General features: G+C 60.6%; 19 protein-coding genes. 16 read left to right on the forward strand and 3 right to left on the reverse strand.

Annotated features, from left to right (window positions below; genetic code table 11):
- Positions 1 to 83 precede the first annotated feature (83 nt).
- Genes bioB through HMPREF3153_RS11270 form a run of 3 tightly spaced genes read left to right on the forward strand, consistent with a single transcriptional unit; the run spans position 84 to position 2,246 of the window.
- Positions 84 to 1,064: a biotin synthase BioB gene (bioB, locus tag HMPREF3153_RS11260; protein ID WP_005530561.1), complete on the forward strand. Its 981-nt coding sequence runs from the start codon at positions 84 to 86 to the stop codon at positions 1,062 to 1,064.
- Positions 1,064 to 1,309: a biotin synthase auxiliary protein BsaP gene (locus tag HMPREF3153_RS11265; protein WP_005530559.1), complete on the forward strand. Its 246-nt coding sequence runs from the start codon at positions 1,064 to 1,066 to the stop codon at positions 1,307 to 1,309. The genes bioB and HMPREF3153_RS11265 overlap by 1 nt, the downstream gene beginning before the upstream one ends.
- A 10-nt stretch (positions 1,310 to 1,319) precedes the next feature.
- Complete coding sequence (locus HMPREF3153_RS11270; protein ID WP_070420910.1) at positions 1,320 to 2,246, forward strand: Sir2 family NAD-dependent protein deacetylase; 927 nt, start codon at positions 1,320 to 1,322, stop codon at positions 2,244 to 2,246.
- Positions 2,247 to 2,264: 18 nt separating this feature from the next.
- Here HMPREF3153_RS11270 and HMPREF3153_RS11275 read toward each other — a convergent pair whose 3' ends face one another.
- Positions 2,265 to 2,786 carry a hypothetical protein gene (locus HMPREF3153_RS11275; RefSeq protein ID WP_070420911.1) on the reverse strand — a complete coding sequence of 174 codons (522 nt, stop codon included), beginning with the start codon at positions 2,784 to 2,786 and terminating at the stop codon, positions 2,265 to 2,267.
- 125 nt (positions 2,787 to 2,911) lie between these two features.
- Here HMPREF3153_RS11275 and HMPREF3153_RS11280 point away from each other — a divergent pair, with 125 nt between their 5' ends.
- The 5 genes from HMPREF3153_RS11280 to HMPREF3153_RS11300 are packed head-to-tail and all read left to right on the forward strand — an operon-like array spanning position 2,912 to position 8,762.
- On the forward strand, positions 2,912 to 4,759 hold the full coding sequence (locus HMPREF3153_RS11280) for an HtaA domain-containing protein (RefSeq protein WP_070420912.1): 1,848 nt from the start codon (positions 2,912 to 2,914) through the stop codon (positions 4,757 to 4,759).
- A gap of 43 nt (positions 4,760 to 4,802) precedes the next feature.
- Positions 4,803 to 5,861, forward strand: coding sequence for a heme/hemin ABC transporter substrate-binding protein (locus HMPREF3153_RS11285; protein ID WP_005530549.1), 1,059 nt, complete (start codon positions 4,803 to 4,805; stop codon positions 5,859 to 5,861).
- Positions 5,842 to 6,897 carry a FecCD family ABC transporter permease gene (locus HMPREF3153_RS11290; RefSeq protein WP_034657278.1) on the forward strand — a complete coding sequence of 352 codons (1,056 nt, stop codon included), beginning with the start codon at positions 5,842 to 5,844 and terminating at the stop codon, positions 6,895 to 6,897. Before HMPREF3153_RS11285 ends, HMPREF3153_RS11290 begins: the two co-directional genes overlap by 20 nt.
- The gene (locus tag HMPREF3153_RS11295) at positions 6,897 to 7,703 is read left to right on the forward strand and encodes a heme ABC transporter ATP-binding protein (RefSeq protein ID WP_046645788.1); all 807 of its coding nucleotides are present in this window, start codon (positions 6,897 to 6,899) and stop codon (positions 7,701 to 7,703) included. Before HMPREF3153_RS11290 ends, HMPREF3153_RS11295 begins: the two co-directional genes overlap by 1 nt.
- A 3-nt stretch (positions 7,704 to 7,706) precedes the next feature.
- Positions 7,707 to 8,762 carry an HtaA domain-containing protein gene (locus HMPREF3153_RS11300; protein ID WP_070420913.1) on the forward strand — a complete coding sequence of 352 codons (1,056 nt, stop codon included), beginning with the start codon at positions 7,707 to 7,709 and terminating at the stop codon, positions 8,760 to 8,762.
- Between the two features lie 15 nt (positions 8,763 to 8,777).
- Here HMPREF3153_RS11300 and HMPREF3153_RS11305 read toward each other — a convergent pair whose 3' ends face one another.
- Both HMPREF3153_RS11305 and HMPREF3153_RS11310 read right to left on the reverse strand, forming a co-directional pair.
- Positions 8,778 to 9,953 carry an esterase/lipase family protein gene (locus HMPREF3153_RS11305; protein WP_052953157.1) on the reverse strand — a complete coding sequence of 392 codons (1,176 nt, stop codon included), beginning with the start codon at positions 9,951 to 9,953 and terminating at the stop codon, positions 8,778 to 8,780.
- Positions 9,954 to 10,249: 296 nt separating this feature from the next.
- Positions 10,250 to 10,669, reverse strand: a complete 420-nt coding sequence (locus HMPREF3153_RS11310) for an organic hydroperoxide resistance protein (RefSeq protein WP_070420914.1) — start codon at positions 10,667 to 10,669, stop codon at positions 10,250 to 10,252.
- 72 nt (positions 10,670 to 10,741) lie between these two features.
- On the opposite strand from HMPREF3153_RS11310, the gene HMPREF3153_RS11315 reads away from it, so the two are divergent.
- From HMPREF3153_RS11315 to HMPREF3153_RS11350, 8 genes are all read left to right on the forward strand, one after another.
- Complete coding sequence (locus HMPREF3153_RS11315; protein ID WP_070420915.1) at positions 10,742 to 11,197, forward strand: MarR family winged helix-turn-helix transcriptional regulator; 456 nt, start codon at positions 10,742 to 10,744, stop codon at positions 11,195 to 11,197.
- 14 nt (positions 11,198 to 11,211) lie between these two features.
- Positions 11,212 to 12,603 (forward strand): AMP nucleosidase, encoded by a 1,392-nt coding sequence (gene amn / locus HMPREF3153_RS11320; RefSeq protein WP_070420916.1) that lies wholly within the window; start codon positions 11,212 to 11,214, stop codon positions 12,601 to 12,603.
- Between the two features lie 56 nt (positions 12,604 to 12,659).
- Positions 12,660 to 13,175, forward strand: coding sequence for a phosphoribosyltransferase (locus HMPREF3153_RS11325; RefSeq protein ID WP_046645785.1), 516 nt, complete (start codon positions 12,660 to 12,662; stop codon positions 13,173 to 13,175).
- A gap of 20 nt (positions 13,176 to 13,195) precedes the next feature.
- Positions 13,196 to 14,692, forward strand: coding sequence for a SulP family inorganic anion transporter (locus HMPREF3153_RS11330; RefSeq protein WP_070420917.1), 1,497 nt, complete (start codon positions 13,196 to 13,198; stop codon positions 14,690 to 14,692).
- A 102-nt stretch (positions 14,693 to 14,794) separates the two neighbouring features.
- Entirely contained in the window at positions 14,795 to 15,442 is a 648-nt protein-coding gene (locus tag HMPREF3153_RS11335; RefSeq protein ID WP_049062316.1) for a biliverdin-producing heme oxygenase, read from the forward strand.
- Positions 15,443 to 15,545: 103 nt separating this feature from the next.
- Positions 15,546 to 16,328, forward strand: coding sequence for an HtaA domain-containing protein (locus HMPREF3153_RS11340; RefSeq protein ID WP_070420918.1), 783 nt, complete (start codon positions 15,546 to 15,548; stop codon positions 16,326 to 16,328).
- 248 nt (positions 16,329 to 16,576) lie between these two features.
- On the forward strand, positions 16,577 to 17,065 hold the full coding sequence (locus HMPREF3153_RS11345) for a ferritin (RefSeq protein ID WP_005530522.1): 489 nt from the start codon (positions 16,577 to 16,579) through the stop codon (positions 17,063 to 17,065).
- A 71-nt stretch (positions 17,066 to 17,136) separates the two neighbouring features.
- The gene (locus tag HMPREF3153_RS11350; protein ID WP_005530521.1) at positions 17,137 to 17,484 is read left to right on the forward strand and encodes a hypothetical protein; all 348 of its coding nucleotides are present in this window, start codon (positions 17,137 to 17,139) and stop codon (positions 17,482 to 17,484) included.
- The last annotated feature ends 8 nt before the right edge of the window (positions 17,485 to 17,492 follow it).

Consider the following 17,492-nt stretch of genomic DNA (forward strand, 5'->3'; position numbering starts at 1 on the left):
TCAATGCACCCTAAAACCGGAAGAGCCGATAAAATTGGGTGCTTTTAGCAAAATTTGAACGCTGTTCAAGTACGCTGCTCTCCATGAGCATTATCGATATCGCCCGTGATAAAGCCCTAGGCCAGGGTATTGGTCTCAGCCAAGAAGAATTGCTGGAAGTGCTGCAGGTTCCGGATGAGCAGCTGGAGGAAATCGCAGACATCGCCCACCAGACTCGTCTGAAGTGGTGCGGCCCAGACGTTTCGGTGGAGGGCATCATCTCCATCAAGACCGGCGGCTGCCCTGAGGACTGCCACTTCTGTTCGCAGTCAGGCCTCTTCGAGTCCCCAGTGCGCGCTGCCCGTCTCAATATCCCTGAGCTGGTGGAGGCCGCCAAGAAGACCGCCAAGACTGGTGCGACGGAGTTTTGCATCGTTGCCGCCGTAAAGTCGCCGGATGAGAACTTGCTTTCCCAGGTCGCGGAGGCAATCCCCGCCATCCTGGATGAGGTAGACATCGAGATTTCTTGCTCGCTCGGCACGCTCACGCGCGAGCAGGCGCAGCGCCTCAAGGACATGGGCGCCCAGCGCTACAACCACAACCTGGAGACCTCCCGTTCCTTCTTCCCCAACGTGGTGACTACGCATACCTGGGAAGAGCGCAAGGAGACCCTCGACAACGTGCGTGCCGTGGGCATGGAGGTCTGCTCCGGCGGCATCATCGGTATGGGCGAGTCTCTGGCGGATCGCGCGGAGTTCGCGTACCAGCTCGCGCAGATCGAGCCTTGCGAGGTCCCAATGAACTTCCTCGATCCTCGTCCTGGCACCCCGTTCGCGGATTATCCGCTGGTCCCGCTGGGTGAGGCGCTGCGTGCCGTTGCTGCTTTCCGCTTGGCGATGCCGTCTGTGACCCTGCGCTTTGCAGGCGGCCGCGAGCTTTCGCTTGGCGACGACGGCACGGAGAAGGGCCTGCTCGGTGGCATCAACGCCATCATCGCCGGCAACTACCTGACCACGCTTGGCCGCCAGATCGAGAAGGACGTCGACATGCTGGGCCGCATCGACCTGCCGATTAAGGCCCTCTAGTGGACGAGCTAGCGGCTGCCGTTCTGGCTGGCGAGGAGCCTATTTTCCACCCGAACACGGGTGAGCCTTTCCATGAGGCGCACCTGCACCCGGCGGCAGCGGCGGGATTGGATGTGCCGCGCTACTGCCAGATCTGTGGCCGCCGCATGGTGGCGCAGGTCCGCCCGGATGGTTGGAGCACGAAGTGTTCGCGCCACGGGGAGCTGGACTCGGATTGGCTCTACGAGGAGCACCTGCCCGCGTAAGCTGGCGGACATGGCTTTTCAGGATCCGGGCATTGCACTTGCCCACCGCTCCGCGCTGCGGTCTATCCAGCGGGTGGTGAGCGAGACAACTGAGCCGACCCCGCACGCGGCGGAGCGGGTCGCTGAGCAACTGCGTGCCGGCGGGGTCATGGTCCTCACGGGAGCGGGCGTGTCGACGGATTCCGGCGTCCCGGACTACCGCGGCCCTCAAGGGTCGCTATCGAGGCATACGCCGATGACGTATCAGGAATTTCGCTATGATTCCGCCGCGAGCCACCGCTATTGGGCGCGCTCGTTCGTGGGCTGGCGAGTCATGGATGCGGCGAGGCCGAACCGTACCCACTACGCACTCGTGGAGCTGGAGTGCGCCGGGCTGCTCTCCGGCATCGTGACGCAAAACGTGGACGGCCTGCATAAAGAAGCCGGAACTGAAACGCTTATCCCGCTCCACGGCGATATGGAGCATGCTGTTTGCCTGAACTGCGGGTATGCAGAAGACCGTAGGGCCTTTGATGCCCGGCTGGCTGCCGCGAATCCGGGCTATCTGGAGCGCTGGGTCGTGCGCGCGGATGAAGTTAACCCGGACGGCGACGTCGCGCTCTCGCAGCAGGCGGTGGACGAGTTCGTGATGGCTCCATGCATCCGCTGCGGATCGGAGTTGCTCAAGCCGGACGTCGTCTACTTCGGCGAGCCGGTTCCGGCGGAGCGGCGGGACGCAGCGCGGGATTTGCTGGCGCGGTCGAGTTCGCTGATCGTCGTTGGGTCGTCGCTCGCGGTGATGAGCGGATACCGCTTCATGCTCGACGCGCTCAAACAGGGCAAGGAAGTCTCTGTGATTAACGGCGGCCCCGGACGCGGCGACCCGAAGGCGACGACGCTGTGGCGCACGCAGGTCGCGCCAGCTTTTGATGAGCTACTGGATCTGCTTGATGTGTAAGGCTGGGGTGCGGCAAGCCTAAAGCTTCTCGAAGTACATGACTGCGGTGTCGGTGTCTTCCTCTGGTGCCGGGGGATCGGTCTGCTTGCCTCGCCACAGGGGGCTGATGCCTGGCATGAACCAGGCGAGCAGGGCAACGAGAACCGCGATGATGATGGCGGCGGGAGTTGCATATTCGGGCGGCACGAACCAGTATCCGGCCGCGCACAAGGCGATGATGATTCCGACCCACAAAGGGACCAGGACGCCGAGGTTGAACCGCCGCGTGGCGCGGTGTTCGGCCCAGTCTTCGCTGGGGAAGCGAGTGCGCGCTTCGGAGCGAATCCGACGCGCGGTCTTGTGCTGTTGCAGCACCGAGGCTATGAGGGTGAAGGCCATGCCGGCGCCTGCAATGAGCATGTCTGCGGTTACGGCTCCATAGGCTGCAATCGCGAGCGCGAGAGACAGCGCAAGGCGCTCGGAGACGCTGAGAGGTAACCCACGCGTGGGGTCTACGTCGGGATACAGATTTTTGAAGGAGCTGGTAGTCGACGATGTCATGACGGAATAAGAGTGTCCTTTGTTGGGGGTTGCTTACCTAACTTAGGTTAGTGTAGCCTATGCAAAACTGCATAGGTATGTGTAGCCTAACTTCTGATTCTTTTTGTTCGTCTCATCATTACTTCATGAGGACTATATCCGTGATTCTCCGTCGAATATTGGGCACTCTTGCTGCCAGTGCTCTCATCGCACTCCCTTCGGTCGCGCTCAACGCTCCTGTCGCCTCGGCTGCCGGAACCTGCTCCTGGAATTGGGGCATTAAGCAGTCCTACCGAAGCTATATCCAAGGCCAAGTCGCCAAAGGCAAGTGGCAAACGGACGGCATTGGTTTTACCGGTTCCGAAACCGGCGCAGACGGTGCTTTTACCTTCACTCCGGGTAAGGCCTCCGTACACGGCGATACTGTCACCGTCCCCTTTGGCGGCGTCATCCACTTCACTGGCCACAACTACGGCGGCGACAATCTGTTGGATATGACGCTGACGGACTGGAAGATTCAGGCCTCCGGCAACCGGGCGGCGATCGTGGTGGATTACGTCTCTTATGAATCTGACATGGTGAATAAGTCCGCACGCGGCCCGCGGATTACCGGAGATAACGTGGTCATCGCGGGGATTGATCTAGCGCAACCCGTCGACGCGTCCGCACGCACGCTCGACCTTTCCGGCGACGTCAGGCTCACCGACGAAGGGCACAAACTCTTTATCGCCTATGAGGCGGGACAGTCGATGGACCCCTCGTCAGGGACCGTGGCCACGGACGGCAGCTGCGGCGGGGCTTCTGGCGGTTCAGGCAGCGGTTCGAAGTCCTTGGGGACAATCTCGGGCACGTTTACCGGTCGCAATGCAGAAGCTATGGCGATTTTGAAGGAAACGAACGACACCATGAATGGCCTGACCACCTTCATGGGCAACACGGAGTCCTTCCTAGACCAGCTAAAATCCTTCCGTTCTCGCACGGATGCCGCCACGGGTACGACCACTAGCACCACCAGTGGTTCAGGCACGTCGGGCGCCAGCACTTCGGGCACCGCGAGCACTTCGGGCACCGCGAACCCTTCGGGTGCTTCGGGTAGTACTTCGGGTACTTCCGGCACTACTGGAACCACAAGAACCGCGCGGTCGCAAGACCCCGGGTCCGCGGCTAGTGGAGGGCAGTCAGAAACCTGCGTAGCCACGGGCGTGCAGGCTGCGACCGCCGAGTGGGGCGTCAAGAAGTCCTTCCAGTCGTATATCACCGGCTCCATCGCCAAGGGCGCCTGGACGCTCGACGGCGTAGGGTACGACAACTCGCGTTTCCAGTTCACGGGCAACGGCGGAGATGTGGATACAGCGGCGCGGTCAGGTTCCATCCGCTACGGCGGCTCCATGCATTTTACCGGCCACAACGGGGTCCTCGATCTCACTATCGCGAACCTAGAAGTCCGGTTCAACGGGACGAGCGGTCAACTCATCGCTGACGTGCGTTCCTCCAACATGGAGGGCGAGCGCAAGGACTTTGGACGCACGGTGCTCGGAGACATGTCGTTTAGCCAGCTCGACGTGAGTGACTCTGCCGTCGACGGCGAAGCCACCGTCACGCTGACTGCAGCGGGAAATGATGCGTTCGCGAATTTCTATGAGCCGGGCACGACCCTTGATCCGCTCTCGTTGCACGCGCAACTTGGTGGATCCGGGGACTGCGCCGGAGTGAGTGGAACTACGGCAAACACTGGTGCGGTGACGACTGCCGGCGGTCAGAGTGCTGCGGCGGCAAAGCGGGCGGCATCGGAAAGCTCTGCGGGAAACGGCCTGCAGGCCGCGGACGGCACGAGCACGTCTGGTTATGAAGACGGCAGCGGCAACTTCCAGATCAAGAAGGCCGCAGCCTCGGGCTCCTCGCCGGAGGCGACCACGTGGCTCCTGCTGCTTATCGCAGGCCTCGCCATCGCCGGCGGTTCCATGGGCTCCGTCGTCCTGCGCAACCCGGCGTAGCGCACCCCTTTTTACCCAAGACTTGAGAAAGGATTCGTTTCGCATGAAACGACTTTTGGTGGCGTTGGCGTGTGTCCTCGCCCTCACGGGGTGCGGCGTCCAAGGCGCCTATGAATCCCAAGACGCGCAGCTGCGCGAAGCCCTCCCAGACGCGCAGTCGGCCAAAGACCCGCGCTCGTTTACGGGCGTGTCGAATGTGACAGATTTCGAGGATGTCGTCGCGGTGACGGAGTCGCCTACTCCCGCTCTGCCGGTGGAGCTCACGGATGCTGACGGCTACGACGTCTCCGTTACGGATGTGTCCAGAATCGTGGCATTGGATCTCTACGGTACGTATACGAAAACCCTCGAGGGCCTGGGGCTTACGGACAATATCGTGGGTCGCACGGTGTCGTCGACGGAAAACGCTATCGCCGATCGCCCCGTCGTGACCCAGGGCGGACACAACATCAACGTGGAGGCCGTGCTCGAGCTCCGGCCCACGCTGTTCATCGTCGATCATTCGATCGGCCCGCGCGACGCCATCGACCAGATTCGCGCCGCAGGAGTGACCACCGTAGTCATGGAGCCGAAACGCACCATTGACTCGGTGGACGAGGACATCAAAAACCTGGCCGCGGTCGTGGGTCTGCCAGACGACGGCGAAACGCTGGCCAACCGCTCCGTCGAAGAAATCGAAAAAGATAAGGCGGCCATCGCAGACATCGTGCCGGAGAAGCCCATGCGCATGGCGTTCCTTTACGCGCGCGGCAACGGCGGCATCTTCTTCATCATGGGAGAAGGCACGGGCGCCAAGGACCTCATTGAGGGTGTGGGCGGCGTAGACCTCGGCACCGAATACCACCTCTCGTACGCCGAACCTGCCAACGCCGAATCTTTGGCAAAGATTAACCCTGAGGTCATCATCATGATGACGGGCGGCCTGGAGTCGACCGGCGGCGTCGAAGGCCTCCTCGAGCGCCCTGGCATTGCACAAACCACCGCGGGCCAAAAGCAGCGGATCGTGACCATCCCAGACGGGCAATCGCTCGCCTTCGGGCCCTTGACCGGACAGACTCTTCTCAAACTCGCGCAGGCAATCTATGACCCAGACAATGCTTAAACCGGCGGCCTCCACGGAGGTCTTCGCGCGACGCTCTCGCCTGCGGCGTGGTGTATTCGTATTGCTCGCGGCGCTGCTTGGTGTCGCCTTCGTCCTGTCGCTCGCGCTGGGGCAGTACTACGTCGCGCTGGGTGACCTGGTGCAGATTATGGTCGCGGGCCCTGATGGTGGCTTGACGGCCAATGTCGTGTGGCAGATCCGCCTGCCGCGCATTCTGCTCGGTTTCTTGGTCGGCGCGTGCCTGGGCGTGGCGGGCACGCTCATGCAGGCCGTGTTCGCCAACCCGCTGGCTGAGCCCTCCATCGTGGGCGTGACCTCCGGTGCCGGTGTGGGCGCGGCCGTGGTAATCGTCTTTAATATCTCCGTCCTGGGTACCTTCACGGTCCCGCTCGCGGCGTTTGCTACGGCGCTGCTGGTTACCGCGCTGATCTATCAGTTGGCGCGCTCACGAGGGCGTGTGGCGGTGGTCAATCTGATCCTGACCGGCATTGCCATCAACGCGGTGTGCAACGCCATCATCTCCTTCATGATGTACCTGGCGCCCACTTCGAACCGCGAGCAGATCATCTTTTGGCAAATGGGTTCGCTCAACGGCTCCCAGTGGAAACACGTGTGGGTGGTCCTCCCCATCGCCCTCGTCGGGATGGCCATCGCGCTGTGTCTTGGCCGCCAGCTCGATGTGCTCGCGCTGGGCGAGCGCGCCGCGGAACACACTGGCGTTGACGTCAAGCGACTGCGCATTATCGCCATCGCTGCCTCGGCTATTCTTACCGCCGGCGCAGTTGCCTTCGCTGGACTCATTGGGTTCGTCGGCCTTATCGTGCCGCACCTGCTGCGCACGATCATGGGCCCAGAAAACAGGGTCTTGCTGCCAGCCTCTGCGGTGGCGGGCGCCGTACTCATTGGCTTTGCCGACGTCGCTGCGCGCACGCTTATTCCTTTCGCCGACCTTCCCATCGGTATCTTTACCGCGCTCGTGGGTGGCCCCACCTTCTTCGTGCTGTTGCGCCGGATGATGAAGAAAGGAATGCACTGATGATTAACGTTGCGAATCTTTCCGTTTCGATCGGCGAGCGGAACCTGCTTTCGGATGTCTCCCTTGTCGCCCGCCCAGGGGAGGTCACCGGCCTCATCGGCCCGAATGGTGCGGGCAAGTCCACGCTGCTGGCGGCCATCGCCGGCGATATTGATTACACCGGTTCCGTTTCCCTCGTGGGGCAGGATCCGGCGGTGTCCTCCCCAGGGGCGTTGGCCCGTGCGCGTGCGGTGATGCTGCAGGACGTTACTGTGTCCTTCCAGTTTCTCGTGCGAGATGTAGTGGCCATGGGCCGGCGTCCTTGGGAGGGCACCGCCCGGCAGGCCGAGGACGACGCGATCATCGACGCAGCGCTTGCGGCGGTGGATGCGACGCACTTGGCCGGCCGCGATATTGCCACGCTCTCTGGCGGGGAGCGTGCGCGTGTGGCGTTGGCCCGTGTACTGGCACAGCAGACCCCGGTGATTCTCCTCGATGAGCCGACTGCGGCGCTGGATATCCGCCACCAAGAACAAGTTTTGGGATTGGTGCGCTCGATTGCGGCGCAGGCTGGAGTGGCGGTGCTCGTGGTACTCCACGATTTGGGTGCCGCTGCGGCCTATTGCGATCACATCGTGTGCTTAGCAGACGGGGCAGTTGCCGCCGCCGGCCCGGTGCGCGAGGTCTACACCGACGAGATTTTGTCGCAGGTCTATCGCTGGCCCATCCAGGTGAGGGAGGCGGACGGCCACATTTCAGTCCATCCGGCGCGGCGTCAGACCGCCGATCCCGAGCAGTCTTTTGTCTATCTACTAAAGGAGTCTTAACTCATGCGTATTGTCTCTTCTTCTCTCGCGCTGGCGCTGACTGCCTCGGCGCTGACCGTTCCGGCAGCGTTTGCTGCTGATGCCCCCACGTGTGCCGCTGGCCAGACCCTGGAGACCCGCGTTGTCTCCGGCACTGTGAATTGGGGCATCAAGCAATCTTTCCGCAGCTACATCACCGGCCCCATCGCGAAGGGTAAGTGGACCACGTCTGGCGCGGTGACGCAGGACGAGGGCAACAAAGGCGGAGCAGACTTCCAGTTCCACTTCGAGGTGGATCCTTCTGCGTCCTCGGTGAGCCTGGGCGAAGACGGCACCGTCACGAAAGCCGATATTCGAACCAAGGATTCGACGCTGGAGTTTGAGGGCCACCACGGCGCGTTGTACACCAAGATGCTCTCGCCTTATGTCCTCACGGAGGCAGCGCAGGCAAAGGCGGGCACGTCCTACGAGGGCTACTACGTGCCGGGCAAGGGCATGACGGAATACACCCCGCAGGACCGCACGGAAGAAAACAAGAAGTCGGGCAAGGATACCTTCGCTGAGGGTAATGCCGCATGGTCGAAGGACGGCGATACGCTCACGCTGAATGCGACCGACGTGACGTACAAGCCGAAGGCGGGTACCTACTACGATCGCGAGAAGAAGATCCAGCACATCGAGGGCATCGACGTGATCTTCATGGGCTTGTACAACAAGGAATACAAGCCGGAACTTGATGATGTGAAGGTGACCTTGAAGACCGCGTCCGAGTGTAAGGGTCCTGCCGATGAGGGCACCGAGACCACCCCGGGGGGGCAGACCGAGCCGGGCCGCGACGAGAAGGGCAAGGACCAGACAGACGACCAAGGAAAGATTCCTGGGAAGGACCCAGAGAAGAAGCCGGAAAAGGGGACAGACGACCAAGGAAAGATTCCTGGGAAGGACCCAGAAGGCTCTTCTTTTTCCAACGTGTGGAATATCGTGTTGGCGCTGACCGCTCTGGGCGGCATGTTTGCGGTCATCGGTGGTGCCATCGTGCAGTCCGGCGTCCTTGATTCCCTGCTGGCACGCCTGCGTTAGCGAACCTGCACGGGTTTAATCCGAGTCGGTGTGACCCGCGTTGGCAAGAGCGTGGCTTTGGGCGTCGTTAGGATTGTCCTGGGTGGGGGAGAGCTGTTTGAGCACCGTGCGCACGATGGCGCGCACGCGCTTGTCCATGGGCATATCCATGTGTAAGACGACGGCGCGTTTGTCGACGTCTTGCACATAGACATTGCGCACCGTTCCGTTGGGAGTGTCGCCGGGATCCAAGAAACAGGTTTCCGGCGGCACGACGATGGAGTCTTGCTTGGTGGCCACGCATGTGTAGCTCACACCGGGGGCCAGGTCACCGTTGTGGTTGAGCTCGTTCAGCGTCGCGCTGCCCACGATTTGTTCCATACCAGCTGGGCCGAAGTAAGCGTCGATGATGGAGCGCATGACGTGTTCTTGGCGGCGGTTGGAAATCAACGAGCTGACGATTCCGCCTTGGGTGGTGCCGTGGTTGGGCGCCGACAGGCAGATGATGTGGCGCACGCGGTCCACCGCATCGTGGTTATGCATCCAGTAGCGGGCGACGATACCGCCTTGGGAGTGTCCGATGAGCACGACTTGCTCCGCGCCGGTGACGGCTTGGACCGCGTCGATATACGCGCCGACTTGATCGGCGGAGGCGGCGATGGGGCCGGTGGCGCGGGCGCCATAGTCCGGTGCGAACACGGCCCAGCCATCCTCGCGCAGCTCGGAGCCGAGCAGCTGCCATACGCCCTTCGTATCCGTCGTCCCATGGATGAGAATGATGGGCCATGGGTGGTCTTCATCCGGGCGCGCTGCCCAGTCGTCCTCAAAAACGCCGCGTGGCTTCAGGCGTGCGCCGAGCGGTAGCGATGCCAGGCGTGCTGCGGTCTCTGCCTCGTGGTCGTCGCCTGCGGACCCGCGTGGATGGCGAAAGTCGAGGTCGAAGAAGCTGCGGCGCTCGGCACGCAATAGCTCGGCGATTTCGTCGGCCACTTCCTCGCGCAAGGCGTTAGCGGGCGCAGGGGTGGTGATGCCATGGCGCGGAGAGTCTGAAACTTGTTCCGCCGCCGGTGTCTCCGGCAGGCCTTCGGTGGCGTCGTAGCTGACGGAAGGGGGAGTCGGGTCTGAACGCCAAAACCGTCCGAGTCCCTCGGAGATGAGGGCTTCGAGTTCTTTGAGCGGTTCTTTGAACGATTCTGTTGCCATAACTCCCATCCTATTTCGTGCCGCGATACATTAATTTTTCGGAATCATTAGTGGTAGCGATGATTTTTCACGGGATCGCGGGAGAAAGTTCTCGTTCCCCCTTGACCATCCAACTAAAGGTTTATAAACTAAGCCTTGCCTAATCACGGGCGGTTGCTTGCCAGGAAGGTTGCGCTCCACTTCCTTCTCCAGGTGAGTGCCGAAAGATTAGTCATGGGGAGAGGGCCCGTCAGTGCGCAGCTGACGGGCCTTCGTTTATCTCTGGAAGCGGTAGTCGGGGGACGAGCTACCGCGAGGGGTGGGAATTAATTCTCGACGACGGAAACCTTGACGTCGATGTTGCCGCGGGTTGCCTTGGAGTACGGGCAGACCTCGTGTGCCTTGTCGGCCAGCTTCTGTACCTCGTCGTGCGGCAGGTTGGGGATGGTGACCTCGAGCTCAACGGCAAGACCGAAGGAGGTCTCATCCTTTCCGATGGAAACGCGAGCGCCCACGGAGGACTCGCCCAGGTCGGCGCCTTCGCCCTTGGCTACGAGCTGCAGGGCACCGTGGAAGCAAGCGGCGTAGCCGGCGGCGAAAAGCTGCTCCGGGTTAACGCCGTCGCCCGAGCCGCCCATTTCCTTCGGAGCGGCCAGATCGAAGTCCAGATCAGAATCCTTAACGACGGAGCGGCCGTTGCGGCCAGCACCGGTTGCGAGTGCTTCGGTGGTGTAGAGCGGTTCCATGATGGGGTCCTTACGTTGATTTCCTTGTACGCAATTTAATTGTGCGCAACCCTAGTGCGTTGTACTAGAGACATGTCACACGCGTCTTTGGAACTGGACAACCAACGATGCTTCGCCCTCTACCGAGCGAGCCATGCCGTCCAGCGGTCTTACCAGGACGTACTTGCGCCAATGAGGCTGACTTATCCCCAGTACGTCACCATGTTAGCGCTCTGGGGCCATGAGGATCCGGTGACGATGAAGGAGCTCTCGGCCGAGCTGGGGCTAGATTCGGGCACCTTGACCCCTCTGCTGCGCCGCATGGAGAAGCAAGGTTTGCTCACGCGCGCTATTGATCCGCAGGACGAGCGCCGTCGCGTTGTGAAGCTGACAGACCAGGGGCGGGCGCTGCGTGACCATGCCGAGGACGTTCCGCGGCGCCAGATGGAACGTTTCTCCGCCTCTGGACTCGATATCCAGATGCTGAAGTCGGAGCTCGACCGCTTGTCGGGGGCAATTGCCGCGGATGCCGAGGACGCGGATCGCTAATACACTTGGGGGCTATGACCCAGCTTTTGCCTGTTCCTGACGCGGCCGCAGCAGTCGAGCGTCTCATCGACCTCTACGAATCCTCGTGTGAGCGTGCGCGCGTGTGCCTCGAGAAGGGCGAGTACGCGGACTACGCGCACGTCGTCTATCCGCAGATCGTCGTCGACGTCAAGGAATGGCGCCCCATCGACCGCTCCGAGCCTTTCGGATACGTGGATGAGTCCGGCCGGTACGTCGCTGTGCTGTCTAAGCCGCACCTCCTGCGCGGATACCTGGAGGAACAGCTCACTCGGCTCACCGAGAATTACCCGTGCGAGATCTTTGTCGGCCCCTCGGACGTGCGCATCCCACCCGAGTACATCAAGGGCGTCGAGATGGTCCCGCAGCAGCGCCCGGCGGAGGTTCCGCGGCCCACGCTCGACGAGGTCCACGACGCCATCATCGATGGCCACTGGGATGTCTTCCACGGCGGCGACAAGCCGCTGTTCCACTTCGGTCCGCAGCGCTTCGACATCGCCTGTGCGCGCATTGAGCACTACACCGGCATCGAGGTCGACTCGCTCCAGAAGTACATTCTCTTCACGAACTACGGCATGCACATGACGGAGTTCATGCGCTTTGGCCTGCGCGCGCTGGGTTCCCGCTATGACTCCCTCGTTCTACCGGATGGGCGCACGGTGCCTGCCGATGCCGCCGGGGGTGTCGAGGTCGCAGACCTCCAAACCCGAGTGCAGATGCCGCGCTACGATCTCACGACGCCGGACGGCGATGGCATCACGATGATCAATATCGGCGTGGGTCCTTCCAACGCGAAGACCATCACGGATTCCCTCGCGGTGCTGCGTCCGGAGGCGTGGATCATGATTGGCCACTGCGCGGGCCTCGACGGCCGCATGCGCATCGGCGACCTCATCCTCGGCAACGCCTATCAGCGCGATGATCACATTCTGGATCGCGCCATTCCCGTCGACGTTCCCATTCCTGCCATCCCGGAGGTCCAGCGCATGCTCGAGGCCGCCGTCGAGGAGGTCTACGGCGCCGACAACGAACTCATGCGCACGGGCACCGTCCTGTCTACTGCGGACCGCAACTGGGAATGGCGCACCCCGCGCGAGCTGTGGGAGTGGCTGCGTGGCTCGACCGCCGTGGCCATCGACATGGAGTCCTGCATGCTCGCGGCGAATGGGTACAGATATCGCATCCCCTACGGCACGCTGCTGTCCGTGTCGGATCTTCCGTTGCACGCGGTGCCCAAGCTGCCAGCGGGCGCGCAAGCTTTCTATTCAAACTCAAAGGAGGCGCACGTCATGTGTGCCGTGCGCGCGATGGAGACCCTCGCAGAGAATCCCGAGCGACTCCGCACTCGCAAGCTGCGTCGCACCATTGGGGAGATTCCATTTCGTTGAGCGGGGCATGCGACTAAGCTGGATCGAAAATCGTCGTTTCCCAAGGAATAGATTCCATGACCCAGCCCGAGTGGTACCACCCTGATCGCGAAAACCTGACGTGGGAGGTCTTCGGTGAAGCATCCCGGCACCTGTCTCAGGAGATTGTGGATTCCGGCTGGTTCCCTGAGCTCATCGTGGGTGTCGCCCGCGGCGGCCTCATCCCAGCAGGCGCCATCGGCTATGCAATCGGCGTCAAAGAAATGGGCGCAATCAACGTGGAGTTCTACACCGACATCGGGGAGACCCTGCCCGAGCCAGTTCTGCTTAACCCGCAGCTGGATACCGATTCCTTGCAGGGCAAGAAGGTTCTGGTGGTCGATGACGTGGCTGATTCTGGAAAGACTCTCGATCTCGTGGTCAACCTGCTGGCGGAAACGGCCGCCGAGGTGAAGTCAGCCGTTATCTACACCAAGCCCACGACCATCTTTGAGCCGGATTTCTCGTGGAAAAAGACAGATGCCTGGATCAATTTTGCGTGGTCGGTTCTGCCTGTTATCACTGCTGACGGTTCCTTTAGGGAAGGGGCCTAGGGGCCGCTAGAGTATGTGCGGTGTCTCAACAACCAGCACCTGCATCTACGCAACCCGCACCTACTTCTGTTCTCGGCAGTTTTAAATACGCATTTTCTTCGCCAGCGCGCTTTCGTATGGAGGTCTTCGGCGGCCTCGCGGTAGCGCTGGCGCTGATTCCTGAGGTTCTCAGCTTTTCCATCTTGGCAGGGCTCGATCCGCGCGTGGGTTTGTTTGCCTCGGTGATCATGGCAATCTCCATCGCGTTCACCGGCGGACGCCCCGCGATGGTTTCTGCGGCGGCGGGCGCGGTGGCCTTGGTTATTGCGCCGTTGTCGTACAGTCACGGCCTTGACTATGTGGTGGCCACCATCATGTTGGCCGGCATCTTGCAGATCATCTTGGCGATGCTGGGCGTCGCCAAGCTCATGCGTTTCATCCCGCGCTCGGTGATGACCGGATTCGTCAACGCTTTGGGCATCATGATGTTTACCGCGCAGCTGCCGCACCTGCGCGACGTCCCGTGGATGGCATACGTGCTGGTGGGCGTGGGTCTGGTGATCATGCTGGTGCTGCCGCGTCTAACCACGGTGATCCCTGCGCCTTTGGTGACCATCCTGGTGGTCACGGTGTTGGCTATTGCATTCGGGTGGGAGGTCCCGGACGTGGCCGACCAAGGTGAGCTGCCTACGAGCCTGCCGGGATTGTTTATCCCGAACGTGCCGCTGAATCTGGAGACGCTCGAGCTCATCGCTCCTTACGCGATTGGCGTGGCTCTGGTGGGGCTGATGGAATCGCTGCTGACGGCGAAGCTTGTCGACGACTTTACGGACACGCACTCCGATAAGACGCGCGAGTCCTTAGGCCAAGGCGTGGGAAACATCTTGTCCGCTCTGGTTGGTGGAATGGGTGTGTGCGCGATGATTGGCCAGACCATGATCAATGTGAAGGGCGCGCAGGCACGCACGCGCTTGTCGACGTTCCTCGCCGGCGTCTTCCTGCTCATCCTCGTCGTGGTCTTGGGGGAGACCGTCGGCCGCATTCCTATGGCGGCGTTGGTAGCGGTGATGATTATTGTCGCTGGTACGACCGTGGATTGGCACTCGATTAACCCGCGCACGCTGCGGCTTATGCCGCTTTCGGAAACAGTGGTCATGTTGGTAACCGTGGTGGGCACCTTGCTCACCCACAACCTGGCAGTGGGCGTGGTCGCTGGCGTGCTGACGGCGTCGGTGGCTTTTGCTCGCCGCGTGGCGCATTTCGTGTCGGTGGACTTGGAAGGAAACACCTACTTCGTGCGCGGGCAGCTTTTCTTCGCGTCCTCGAACGATCTGGTTTATGCCTTCGACTACACGTTGCCGGAAGAGCGCGTGGTTATTGACCTAAGTGGCGCCGAAATTTGGGATGCCTCCACGGTGGCGACGCTGGATTCGGTGCAGGAAAAGCATGCCGACCGCGGGGTCGAGGTGGAATTCCGGGGCTTGGACGGTGCGAGCTTGCAGCGCTTGGAGCGTTTGAGCGGAAAAATAGACTGGTAGTTCTTTTGGTTGATTTTCTCCTCAAATATTGATTTTTAGGCGACCCTAACTTTAAATTGGTTTCAGTAAGTTAGGTAAGCGTTACTTTTCTAAGGAGAATTTATGACCACTGCACTGGATCAACCGTTATCGCTGGCTTTGCGCGAGGCGACTGCGCGTGCCCACGAGGGGGCGGAGGGATCGAGTTTTATGCAGCGACTCATGGCGGGCGAGCTAGATGCCAAAGCTGTCGCCGATCTGACCGGTCAGCTGTGGTTTGTGTATGAGGCGTTGGAGCGAGCCGTGCGTGCCGTGGCAGAAACGGCAACCGCGAGTGCTGTGGCCGATCCGCGTTTGGAGCGCCGTGATGCTCTCGAAGTCGATCTGACTCGGCAGCTGGGAGGGGATTGGCGTGATAAGGTTCGCATCTTGCCGGCTACCGCGGCTTATGTGGCCCGCCTTGAGCAGTTGGCTGCACCTGAGCACGCGGTTGAGGTTGTGGCGCATCACTACGTGCGCTACCTCGGTGACATTTCCGGCGGCCAGGTTATTGCGGCGCGGTTAGGTGCACTGTATGGGATTGATCCGGATGCGCTTAACTTCTACGACTTCACCGCGATCGGGAAGATTCCGCCTTACCGTAATGGTTACCGGCAGCGTATTGATGAGATGCGATTGGTAGAAGCGGAGCGGGCGGCGCTTATTTCTGAGGCCCAGGCGGCTTTTGCGTTTAACTCGGGCATCTTTGCTGAGTTAGATCGGCTCCACTAAAACAGGTCTTGACTTTAAATTTAGCCTTGCCTAACCTATCTTTGGCATGGCAAGGCTAAGCTTGCATACTTTCATCTACACTCTTTCTGATTCGGAGAACTAAATGAAGCCAATCTCTGTGCTCACCGCCACCGCTCTCGTGGCCGGTGCTCTCGCAGTACCTACTGCTACCGCTGCCCAAATTCCTGCCCTCGCTTCCGGTGAGCTCAACTGGCCCATCAAGGAGTCCTTCATTTCCTACGTACAAAAGCCTTTTGCGAAAGGGAAGATTGAGGCCACTGATGGTGCCGTCCTCGCTGGCAAAACTTTCAAGCTTCCAGTGAATGCTTCCGCATCCAAGGTTGACGCAAAGGGTAACGGAACCATCGACACTGATGGCTCGCTGCACTTCCAAGCACACCCGGGCCTGGGTCCAGATGGCAGCTTTGGTCTCGATATGACGTTCAGCGACATCAAGGTAGTGGTTTCCGGCACTGATGCCACCATCACGGCGGACGTGAAGGCCACCGGCACCAAGGGGCCAAGCAGCAAGGAGGCACTTGAGACCAACCTGGATGACGCAAAAATCTCCACCTTTAAGCTGAGCGAAGCAATTGTTCCGGCAGCAGAGAAGACCTACACCACCAAAGGTGCACAGACGTCCCTCACCCAGGTTGGCAGCGACGTGATGCTGGGCATCTACAAGCCGGGACCGCTAGAGGACGGAAACGCTGACCTCACTGTCACCTATGCCAAGGCGGCTGCTGAGCCAGATCCAAAGCCTGAAGCGGGTTCTTCCGCGGGTGCAATCGGCGGCATTATAGCCGCGATTATTGCGATTCTGGCTGCAGTCGGTGCTGCCTTCTCTGGTGCGATTCCGGGTCTGAAACTGCCGAAGCTGTTCTAGGCAAGGGCGGCGTCGTCAAGCGTGGCTTGGTTGTGTCGCGGTTGTCCTAAGGTGGGAATGTAGTGGTGGATATCCTGAGTAAAGTTAGGATATCCAACCCAAAAAGTAGCCTTGACCGGCATGTTTGCTAAAGCAACCCTTCCTAGCGCGACGGAAATAAATCTGTATTGTTGGTGTTGCACTTAATGAAACGCCCCGGTTTGATAGGAAATTGCACTTACCGGGGGTCTTAGAGAAAGGTTCCTGACATGGACGAGAAGCTGCAAACCCTCCTGAACAACCAGGTAATCAACGAGCACGGCGCTGCTCTGATTTACACCCAGCTGGCATACGAGTTGGACAACCTCTCCTTCCCGGGTATGCGCGACTGGTTCTACGCACAGGCTGCAGAAGAGCGCGAGCATGCGCAGAAGATTGCTCAGCACCTGCTGGACCGCGGCTACCGAGTAGAGCTTTCTGACATCCCAGTTCCTTCCATCAAGGCAGCAACTCCGTTGGATGCTTTCGAGGCTGCCTTTGCTCACGAGCAGAAGGTATCCGAGCAGATCCGTGAGATCGCTCGCGCCGCTGACGCTGCTGGTGACTTGGATTCCCGCTCCCTCATTAACTGGTTCTTGGATGAGCAGATTGGGGAAGAGGCTACTGTTAGCGAGATTATTGACCAGATTAAGCTGGTTGGCAACGATGGCTCTGGCCTGCTGCGCATCGACGCTGGCCTGGCATCCCGCAACTCGTAATATCTATAACGAAGCCGTCAAGATTTAATAAAGTCTCCCATCGAGTAAACGCTCGGTGGGAGACTTTATTTATGACTACCAAGAACAAGATCCTCATCAGTTTTGCACTAGCACTACTGGCGGTGGCTCTAGTCGGTGGTATGGCTATGAACTCGACGTACCTTGCGTTGGGCACATTTCTTTTCACCTTTGCGCTGATGCTCGGTCCAGTAGCAGGGTTCGGTATGCTAGCGGGTGCGCTTGGCGTGTGCCGTCCGGTGACTCGCTCGCTGTATAGCTTGGCTGGGCTTTTATTGCTCGGATCCGTTGCCTCTATCGGTATGCTGCCGTGGAGTCATGCTGAAGTTCCGCTGCCGATGTTCGTTGCCGGTGCCGCGGTGGGAATCCTGGCTGTGCTGACTCAGGCGCGCCGCGTCTAGACTGGGGC

It is taken from the genome of Corynebacterium sp. HMSC06C06 (genome assembly GCF_001807295.1).
GTDB classification, from domain to species: domain Bacteria; phylum Actinomycetota; class Actinomycetes; order Mycobacteriales; family Mycobacteriaceae; genus Corynebacterium; species Corynebacterium striatum.